The organism is Mycobacterium sp. (assembly GCF_035274705.1).
Taxonomy (GTDB): Bacteria; Actinomycetota; Actinomycetes; order Mycobacteriales; family Mycobacteriaceae; genus Mycobacterium.
The window spans coordinates 77558-87202 of the sequence record NZ_DATENY010000013.1 but is presented as its reverse complement, the minus strand read 5'-3'; the positions used below and the strand labels follow the sequence as shown (position 1 = coordinate 87202).

Annotated in this window: 4 protein-coding genes; 2 read left to right on the top strand and 2 right to left on the bottom strand. The window is 65.1% G+C overall.

The window, feature by feature from the left end:
* Positions 1–298: 298 nt before the first annotated feature.
* Together VJV41_RS03160 and gltB are read right to left on the bottom strand one after the other, a co-directional pair.
* Positions 299–1765 carry a glutamate synthase subunit beta gene (locus VJV41_RS03160; protein WP_325330995.1) on the bottom strand — a complete coding sequence of 489 codons (1467 nt, stop codon included), beginning with the start codon at positions 1763–1765 and terminating at the stop codon, positions 299–301.
* On the bottom strand, positions 1758–6356 hold the full coding sequence (gltB, locus tag VJV41_RS03155) for a glutamate synthase large subunit (RefSeq protein WP_325330993.1): 4599 nt from the start codon (positions 6354–6356) through the stop codon (positions 1758–1760). The genes VJV41_RS03160 and gltB overlap by 8 nt, the downstream gene beginning before the upstream one ends.
* 755 nt (positions 6357–7111) lie before the next feature.
* On the opposite strand from gltB, the gene VJV41_RS03150 reads away from it, so the two are divergent.
* Positions 7112–8449 carry a ClC family H(+)/Cl(-) exchange transporter gene (locus tag VJV41_RS03150; RefSeq protein ID WP_325330991.1) on the top strand — a complete coding sequence of 446 codons (1338 nt, stop codon included), beginning with the start codon at positions 7112–7114 and terminating at the stop codon, positions 8447–8449.
* Between the two features lie 44 nt (positions 8450–8493).
* Positions 8494–9552 carry a cupin domain-containing protein gene (locus tag VJV41_RS03145; RefSeq protein ID WP_325330989.1) on the top strand — a complete coding sequence of 353 codons (1059 nt, stop codon included), beginning with the start codon at positions 8494–8496 and terminating at the stop codon, positions 9550–9552.
* The last annotated feature ends 93 nt before the right edge of the window (positions 9553–9645 follow it).

Genomic DNA, 9645 nt, shown 5'->3' with positions numbered 1-9645 from the left:
GCCGAGGTGCGGGGTCGGGTGGCGCTGTGGGCGTGGCGGCCTGCGCAGCTCGCGATTGCCCGCCGACGGTGCAGCGGGCCATCCCCACGCCTGCGAGAGTTGCCACGGAGAGCGCCGCGAGGAAGCGGCGCCGGGTCACCTCGGACCCGACGCTGATGCTTGGGAATTGAGCAGGTCGCGGCGGCAAAGTCCCACCAGTCTCGTGTCAGACGGTTGCTATACGACGTAGACACGCCGTTACCGGCAAGGACTGACGTTGCCGGTAATTACCTTCAGGTGATGCTCTTCGCCCGAGCGCTCATCGCTGAGGAACAGCCGTCGGCTTGATCGGTGCCGGCAGCGCAGTCCTGCCCATCAAATGGCGGTCCACGCCCGCCGCCGCCGCACGGCCCTCCGCGATCGCCCACACGATCAGCGACTGACCCCGGCCCATGTCGCCCGCAACGAAGACGCCCGGCACCGATGTCGCAAAGTCTGCGTCGCGCGCGACGTTTCCGCGATCGGTGAGCTCGACGCCGAGGTCTGTCAGCAGGCCCGCGCGCTCCGGCCCGACGAAGCCCATCGCGAGCAGGACGAGGTCTGCCTCCATCTCGAACTCGGTGCCCTCGACCTTGACGAACTTGCCGCCCTCCATGCGAACCTCGTGCCCGCGTAGTCCGGTGACATGCCCGTCGCTGCCGACGAACTCCTCGGTGTTGACGGAGTACACCCGGTCGCCGCCTTCCTCGTGCGCCGAGGACACCCGGAACATCAGCGGGTACACCGGCCACGGAGTCGACTCTGCGCGGGTCTCGGGCGGTCGCGGCATGATCTCGAACTGGTGCACGCTGGCGGCGCCCTGGCGGTGCACGGTGCCCAGGCAGTCCGCGCCGGTGTCACCGCCACCGATGATGATGACCTTCTTGTCCTTCGCGTGGATCGGCGGCAGTCCATCCTGATCGACCACGGGATCGCCGTTCTGCACCCGGTTGGCCCACGGCAGAAACTCCATGGCCTGATGGATGCCGTCCAACTCGCGGCCCGGAACCGGCAAGTCGCGCCATGCGGTGGCGCCGCCGGCCAACACGACCGCGTCGAACTCGGACCGCAACTGCCTGGCGGTGATGTCGACGCCGACGTTCACGCCAGGCTTGAAGACGGTGCCCTCGGCCTCCATCTGCGCCAGGCGCCGGTCGATGTGGCGCTTTTCCATTTTGAATTCGGGGATGCCGTAGCGCAGCAGGCCACCGATGCGGTCGTCACGCTCGAACACGGTCACCGAGTGCCCAGCGCGAGTGAGCTGCTGCGCGGCGGCCAGGCCGGCAGGCCCGGACCCGACGACGGCGACGGTCTTGCCGGTCAGCTGATCGGGTGGCAGCGGGACAACCCAGCCCTCGTCGAAGGCGTTGTCGATGATCTCGACCTCGACCTGCTTAATGGTCACCGGGTCCTGGTTGATGCCGAGCACACACGAACCCTCACACGGCGCGGGGCACAGCCGACCGGTGAACTCGGGGAAGTTGTTGGTCGCGTGCAGCCGTTCGATTGCGTCGCGCCAGCGATCGGTGCGCACCAGGTCGTTCCACTCGGGTATGAGATTGCCCAGTGGACACCCGTTGTGGCAGAACGGGATACCGCAGTCCATGCATCGGGTGGCCTGCTCACGTAGCACGTCGTGGGAGAAGTCTTCGTAGACCTCTTTCCAGTCGAGCAGTCGCAGCGGGACCGGCCGCCGTGGCGGGGTCTCGCGCTGTGTGTACTTGAGGAAACCCTTGGGATCAGGCATTGGCAGCCGCCATGATCGCCTCGTCGACGTCCGCGCCGAGCTGTTCGGCCTGCGCCTTCGCCTCGAGCACCCGCTTGAAGTCGCGCGGCATCACCTTCACGAAGTGCTTCAGTTGCCCATCCCAATCGGCCAGAATTCGTTGCCCGACTGCAGAATCCGTGGCGTCCACATGGGCTTGGATTGTGTCGCGCAGCCAAGCCACATCCTCGCCGTCGAGCGCATCGAGCTCTACCATCTCGGAGTTGAGGTTGTCCTCGAACGTGCCGTCGGCGTTATAGACATAGGCCACGCCGCCCGACATTCCGGCAGCGAAGTTGCGCCCGGTCGGCCCCAGGATGACGACCTTGCCTCCGGTCATGTATTCACAGCCGTGATCGCCGACGCCCTCGACCACAGCCTCCGCACCGGAGTTGCGAACCGCGAACCGCTCGCCGACCACACCGCGCAGGAACGTTTGACCGCTGGTGGCGCCGAACAGGATCACGTTGCCGGCGATGATGTTGTCCTCGGCGACGTAGTCGGCAGGCGCGTTGTCCGACGGGCGCACCACGATGCGACCACCCGAGAGGCCCTTGCCGACGTAGTCATTGGCATCGCCGTACACCCGAAGCGTGATGCCCTTGGGGACGAACGCGCCGAAGCTGTTGCCCGCCGATCCGTCGAATGTGATGTCGATCGTTCCGTCGGGAAGGCCTTGCCCGCCATAGGCCTTGGTGACCTCGTGACCAAGCATGGTGCCGACCGTCCGATTAGTGTTCGCGATCGCTGTGGAGAACCGCACCGGCGTACCCGAGTCGAGGGCCTCGCGGCACATCACGATCAGCTGCTGATCGAGCGCCTTGTCCAGCCCGTGGTCCTGACGCGAGCTGCAATAGAGGTCCTGGTTCATGAACGCCGATTCCGGCTCGTGCAGCACCGGTGTGAGATCCAGCTTGTAGGCCTTCCAGTGCTCGGCCGCGCGCGTGGTGTCCAGCGAGCCGACCTGGCCGACCATCTCGTTGACGGTCCGGAAGCCCAACTGGGCCATCATTTCCCGGACTTCTTCGGCGATGAACATGAAGAAGTTCTCGACGAATTCCGGCTTGCCAGTGAACCGCTGCCGCAGCACCGGGTTCTGCGTGGCCACACCCACCGGACAGGTGTCGAGGTGGCAGACGCGCATCATGATGCAGCCCGAGACCACCAAAGGTGCCGTGGCGAAACCGAACTCCTCGGCGCCGAGCAGCGCTGCCATCACCACGTCGCGGCCGGTCTTGAGCTGGCCGTCGACCTGAACGACGATCCGATCGCGTAACCCGTTGAGCAGCAGCGTCTGCTGCGTCTCGGCCAGGCCCAGCTCCCACGGCGCGCCCGCGTGCTTCTGCGATGTCAGCGGGGTGGCGCCGGTGCCGCCGTCGTGACCCGAGATCAGCACCACGTCGGCATGCGCCTTCGACACACCCGCTGCGACCGTCCCGACACCGTTCTCACTGACCAGCTTCACGTGCACCCGGGCATGCGGGTTGGCGTTCTTCAGGTCGTGGATCAGCTGCGCCAGGTCCTCGATCGAGTAGATGTCGTGGTGCGGCGGCGGGGAGATCAGGCCGACGCCCGGTGTGGAGTGCCGCACCTCGGCGACCCACGGGTACACCTTGTTACCCGGAAGCTGGCCACCCTCACCGGGTTTCGCCCCCTGAGCCATCTTGATCTGGATGTCGGTGCAGTTGGTCAAGTAGTGGCTGGTGACGCCGAACCGCGCCGAGGCCACCTGCTTGATCGCGCTGCGCCGCCAGTCGCCGTTCTCGTCGCGGTCGAAGCGGCTGACATGTTCGCCACCCTCACCCGAGTTCGACCGGCCGCCAAGGCGGTTCATCGCGATCGCCAGCGTCTCGTGCGCCTCGGCGGAGATCGAGCCGTAGCTCATCGCGCCCGTGGAGAATCGCTTGACGATCTCGCTGGCCGGCTCCACCTCATCCAGGGGCACCGGCGTCCGCACGCCCTCCTTGAACTTCAGCAGACCCCGCAGCGAGGCCATCCGCTCGCTCTGGTCGTCGACCAGCGCGGTGTACTCCTTGAAGATCGAGTACTGGCCGGTGCGCGTCGAATGCTGCAGCTTGAACACCGTATCCGGATTGAACAGGTGGTATTCGCCCTCGCGGCGCCACTGGTATTCGCCGCCGACCTCGAGCTCGCGGTGCGCCCACTCGTCGGGCCGGTCCAGGTACGCCAGCGCGTGGCGAGCCGCGACGTCGTCGGCGATGTCGTCGAGGTCGATGCCGCCGGTCGGGCAAGCCAATCCCGTGAAGTACTCGTCGAGGATCTGCTGGCTGATGCCGATGGCCTGGAACAGCTGCGCGCCGGTGTAGGACGCCAGCGTCGAGATGCCCATCTTGGACATCACCTTCAGCACGCCCTTGCCCGCGGCCTTTACGTAGTTGGCCTTGGCTTGATCACTGGTCAGGCCGCTGCTTCCGCCCGCAATCACACCGCGATCGACCATGTCCTCGATGGACTCGAACGCCATGTACGGGTTGATCGCGGCCGCACCGAAGCCGACCAGGCAGGCCATGTGGTGCACCTCGCGGGCGTCACCTGCCTCCACTACGAGCCCGACCTTGGTGCGGGTACGGTCGCGCACAAGATGGTGGTGTACGGCCGAGACGCTCAGCAACGACGGGATCGGCGCCATCGATTCGTCCGACTCGCGGTCGGACAACACGATGATGCGCGCGCCGTCGCGGATCGCGGCCGAAACCTTGGCCCGGACGTTGTCGAGGGCTTCCTTGAGGCCCTGCCCGCCTCGGTTCACCGGATACAGACAACGAATCACCGCGGCGCGCATCCCGTGCTTGTGGCCGCGGATCTCATGATCGGGATCGACACAGATCAGTTTCGACAGTTCGGCGTTGCGCAGGATGGGCTGCGACAGCACGATCTGGCGGCACGACTCGGGCGTCGGGTTGAGTAGGTCGCCCTCGGGGCCGACGGTGCCCGACAGGCTGGTCACCACCTCTTCGCGGATCGCGTCCAGCGGCGGGTTGGTCACCTGGGCGAACAACTGCTGGAAGTAGTCGTAGAGCATTCGCGGCCGCTGCGACAGCACCGCGACCGGAGTGTCGGTGCCCATCGAGCCCAGCGCTTCGACGCCGGTGCGCGCCATGGGCGCCACTAACAGGTTGAGCTCCTCGTAGGTGTAGCCGAAGATCTGCTGCCGCAACACGACCCGGTGATGAGGCATGCGGACGTAGTCGCCGGGGGGCAGATCGTCGACGTGGAACAGTCCGGCGTCGAGCCACTCCTGATACGGGTGCTCGGCGGCCAGCTCGGCTTTGATCTCTTCGTCGTCGACGATGCGGCCCTTGGACGTGTCGACCAGGAACATGCGGCCCGGCTGCAGCCGCATCTTCTTGACCACGGTCGAGGGGTCGAGGTTCAGCACGCCGGCCTCGGACGCCATCACGACCAGGCCGTCCTCGGTGACCCAAATCCGTGACGGCCGAAGGCCGTTGCGGTCTAGCACCGCGCCTATCACCGTGCCGTCGGTGAACGTCATCGACGCCGGACCGTCCCACGGCTCCATCAGCGACGCGTGGTACTGGTAGAAGGCCCGCCGCGCCGGGTCCATCTCCTCGTGGCGCTCCCACGCCTCGGGAATCATCATCAGCACGGCGTGCGGCAAGCTGCGCCCGCCGAGGTGCAACAGTTCGAGCACCTCGTCGAATCGCGCGGTGTCGGATGCTCCCGGCGTACACACCGGGACGATCTTGTCGAAGTCCTCTCCCGAGCCGCCGAAGGCATCAGTCCTGATCAGCGCTTCACGCGCCCGCATCCAGTTCTCGTTACCGGTGACGGTGTTGATCTCGCCGTTGTGGGCGATGCGGCGGAACGGGTGGGCCAGCGGCCACGACGGGAATGTGTTGGTGGAGAACCGCGAGTGCACGATCCCCAGCGCGCTCGTCAGCCGATCGTCTTGCAGATCAAGGTAAAACGCCTTGAGCTGCGGCGTGGTCAGCATGCCCTTGTAGACGAAAGTCTGACCGGAAAGGCTTGGGAAGTACACTGTTTCGCGGCCCGGACCGTCCTGGCCCGGACCCTTGGTGCCGAGTTCGTGCTCGGCGCGCTTGCGCACGACGTATGCGCGCCGCTCGAGGTCCATGCCCGACGCGCCGGCGAGGAACAGCTGCCGGAAGGTCGGCATCGCGTCGCGCGCCAGCGCACCCAGAGACGAGTCGTCGGTTGGCACCTCGCGCCAGCCCAGCACCTCGAGGCCTTCGGCCTCGGCGATCTTCTCCACGGCCTCGCACGCCGTGGCAGCATCCTTCGAGGACTGGGGCAGGAACGCGATGCCGGTCGCATAGCTGCCGTATTCGGGCAGGTCGAATTCGACGACGGCGCGCAAAAAATTGTCGGGAACCTGCAGCAGGATGCCTGCGCCGTCACCGGTGTGCGGTTCGGCGCCCTGGGCACCACGGTGCTCGAGGTTCACCAAGGCCGTGATGGCCTTGTCCACGATGTCGCGGCTGCGGCGGCCGTGCATGTCGGCCACCATCGCGACACCGCACGCGTCGTGCTCGAACGCGGGGTTGTACAGCCCTTGAATACGGGGCGTCATTCCCACCTACCCTTTTCTCGCACGCTTTCGCGAAGCTTTCATGGCAGCCGTCAGTGACGGCATTAGCCGGTTTGGCGGTGGCGGTGCCTCCGTGCAGCACTGAACGACGGCCCTACCCCACTCGCCACAAGTGGAGAAAACGATATGACAAACCCCTCCTGACATGCCAACTTAGTCGAGCCTAACTATACTCGTCCGGGCTCTTGGCCCGGTTGACAATCAAGGCTTTGATAACGAACGAATAACGTTGCCGCGGTTGGTCTTTCAACCGGGTGCCGACGCAGCCGGCCCGATGCGGGGTAACTCACACTCCTGGTCCATTCATCCACAATATTTGCTGTGATGAAGTACAAAGTGTCTGTGCTGCAACGACAAGATCACACGAATTTGCACAAAGCCTAGTCAGATTCTTAGAGAAGCGCGTCGGCGGCTTGGTGCTGGGTTCCACCACCCTCTCCGGGAGGAACATCAAGATCGCAAACACCTACATGCGGTAACACGAACTCGATCGGCGTCGGCACACCGGCCAGCAGCAGAATCTAGATGGCCGTGTACATCACTGCCTCCAAAGGTTTTTGCGTCACCGTCGAATCGATCCCCGGTAATCACGACGGGCGGGTGCAGCGCGTGTGCGGCCGGCGCCGGTGCGCCAGCGATATACAACCCCTCGAGTCGCTGCCCAGTAACGCGTACGGCGATCTGCGAGACTGGGACCCCGGGCTATCTCGCGGTGAAGGAGAACGGTTGCTCGTGCGATGACGGCACCGACGGCAGGTCCCGATCAGCCCGACGAATCCATGCGGGGTTGGGTACACATCTGCGTCACGGCGATCGTCGCAGGAGTGCTCATCGGCTTCGTCGGCGGCGCGTTCCGTTGGTGTCTACAGAAGGCCGATGACCTGCGCATCAACTTCGTCGATTGGGCGCATAACCTACCGGGGCCCGGCTGGCTGATCCCCATGGCCGCCGCCGCGGCCGGCGCAACCCTTGCCGCCCTGATCGTGCGGTGGGAGCCGCTTGCCGCCGGAAGCGGCATCCAGCATGTCGAGGCGGTCTTTCTGGGTGAGGCCCAGCCACCGCTCATCCGATTGCTTCCAGCGAAGTTCGTCGGTGGTGTGTTGAGCATCGGATCGGGGCTCGTCTTGGGCCGCGAGGGGCCGACGGTGCATATGGGCGCGGCGATCGGAGCCGAAACGGCGCGGCGCGCCCGGTTGCCCGATTCCGAGGTCAGGATGATGCAGACGGCCTTGGGCGGAGCCGGTCTGGCCGTCGCGTTCAACGCGCCGATCGGAGGCACCCTTTTCACCCTCGAAGAGGTCACGAAGTCGTTCCGTGTGAAAACGGTGCTGGCGACACTCTTTTCGGCTGTCGCGGGGGTGGCTTGCTCCCGGCTTGTGCTGGGAAACCACGCCGACTTTCAGGTCGCGCCGATCGGCGATCCGGCCCTTGCATGGTTGCCACTTTTCGTGGTCTTCGGATTGCTGACCGGATGTCTGGGTGCCGCGTACAACGGGTTGGTGTTGTGGTTCCTTGACCACGTCGCAGCGATTCGCCGAATCCCACCGCTGGTGAAGGCATCCGCCATCGGTGCCATCATCGGGCTGGCGATGTTCGTATACCCGCTCGGGGTCGGCGGCGGCGAATTCCTGACCCAACGGATCCTCAGCGGACAACACCTCGCTGCGTCCATCGTTATCGGCCTCCTTGCGGTGCGGTTCATCGCCGGCCCCCTGTCGTACTCGGCGGCGGTGCCGGGTGGGCTGTTCGCGCCGCTGCTGGCCGTGGGTGCGCTGTGGGGACTGCTATTCGCCGGCGGCTTCGACGCCGTGTGGCCAACAGATGCAACGCAATTGGCGGTTCCGATGGCGCTCGTCGGAATGGCGGCATTCTTCGGGGCTACTGTGCGCGCCCCCGTCACGGGGATGGTTGTCGTCACAGAGATGACGGCCACGACCGAGGTGCTCGTACCGATGATGGCCGCGACGGCTGCAGCGGTGCTCGCCGCGTACGTCGTGGGATCGCAGCCGATCTATGACAGCCTCCGCGAGCGGATGCCCGACGAAGCGTCCATCGAGAAGCGCGGTAGCGGTTAACGAATCGACGCTGCTGACGGGTCCGTAAGTGAGAAGCTTCCGCCATGACCATTCAACGCAGCAGGCATGCCACCTCACTGACCGGCGGTGAAATCGTCGAAGAGAACGACCTCGGCTCGATCAGGCGGGTCACCGCGGACAGCTTTCCGATCCTGTCCGGCATGTCCATCAAGCGGATCGTCATCAACCCTGGCGCGATGCGCACGCCGCATTGGCACGCAGACTGCAACGAACTCACCTACTGCGTGTCGGGCACATCGCTGGTCTCGGTGCTGGATACCTACAGCAAGTTCTCCAGCTTCACCGTCAACGCCGGTGAGATGTTCCACATCGATTCGGGGTCCCTGCATCACATCGAGAACATCGGCGAGGAACCGGCAGAGTTCATTCTTTCGTTCCGCAGCGAGCGCCCCGAAGACTTCGGTCTGGCAGCGGCTTTCGGCGCGATGACCGACGCGGTGCTGGGCAACACCTACGACCTTCCGGCATCCGACTTCGCCAAGATGCGGCGCGACACCATCGACCGCAAGCTGGCGAAGCGCGACGGCGACCCGGCCGTTCCGTCCAACGCTCGGTTCGATGACCCACACAAGTTCGCCGTCGAAGCGCAGAGCCCACCGATCGGCATCGCCGTCGGCTCTGCCCGGTTGGCGCGGCTGCAGTTCTGGCCGGCGCTCAAGGACCTGTCGATGTACTCGCTGCGCATCCGCGAAGACGGTATGCGTGAACCGCATTGGCATCCGATAACCGCCGAAATGGGCTACGTACACAAGGGAAAAGCCCGGATGACAGTGATGGATCCCGACGGCACACTGGATACCTGGCACCTCAACGAGGGAGACGTGTACTTCATACCAAGGGCCTACCCGCATCACATCGAGGTCGTCGACGCGCCGGACGTCCACTTTGCGATCTTCTTCGATCAGCCCACGCCTGGCGATATCGGCTATCGCGCCTCGGCGAGTGCCTACTCTCGGGAAGTGCTGGCTGCGACGTTCAACATGCACATCGACGACCTGCCGAACTTCCCGTTCACCAAAACCGATCCACTGATCGTCACCCGTTCCAACCCCGTCGACGAATTCGCAAGGGGCGAACGGTAGGAGGTCACGCGCGAGTCGCGAAGGTTTTCCATCCAAGAACGATTCGGCCACAACCGGTCTAGCCGCAACCGCGGCGTGTCACCCTCAGCGCAT

Bases quoted from the DNA above. Each gene is read 5' to 3' on its own strand.
- gltB (WP_325330993.1), bottom strand. From the start codon at position 6,356: ATGACGCCCCGTATTCAAGGGCTGTACAACCCCGCGTTCGAGCACGAC.
- VJV41_RS03145 (WP_325330989.1), top strand. From the start codon at position 8,494: ATGACCATTCAACGCAGCAGGCATGCCACCTCACTGACCGGCGGTGAA.
- VJV41_RS03160 (WP_325330995.1), bottom strand. From the start codon at position 1,765: ATGCCTGATCCCAAGGGTTTCCTCAAGTACACACAGCGCGAGACCCCG.
- VJV41_RS03150 (WP_325330991.1), top strand. From the start codon at position 7,112: ATGACGGCACCGACGGCAGGTCCCGATCAGCCCGACGAATCCATGCGG.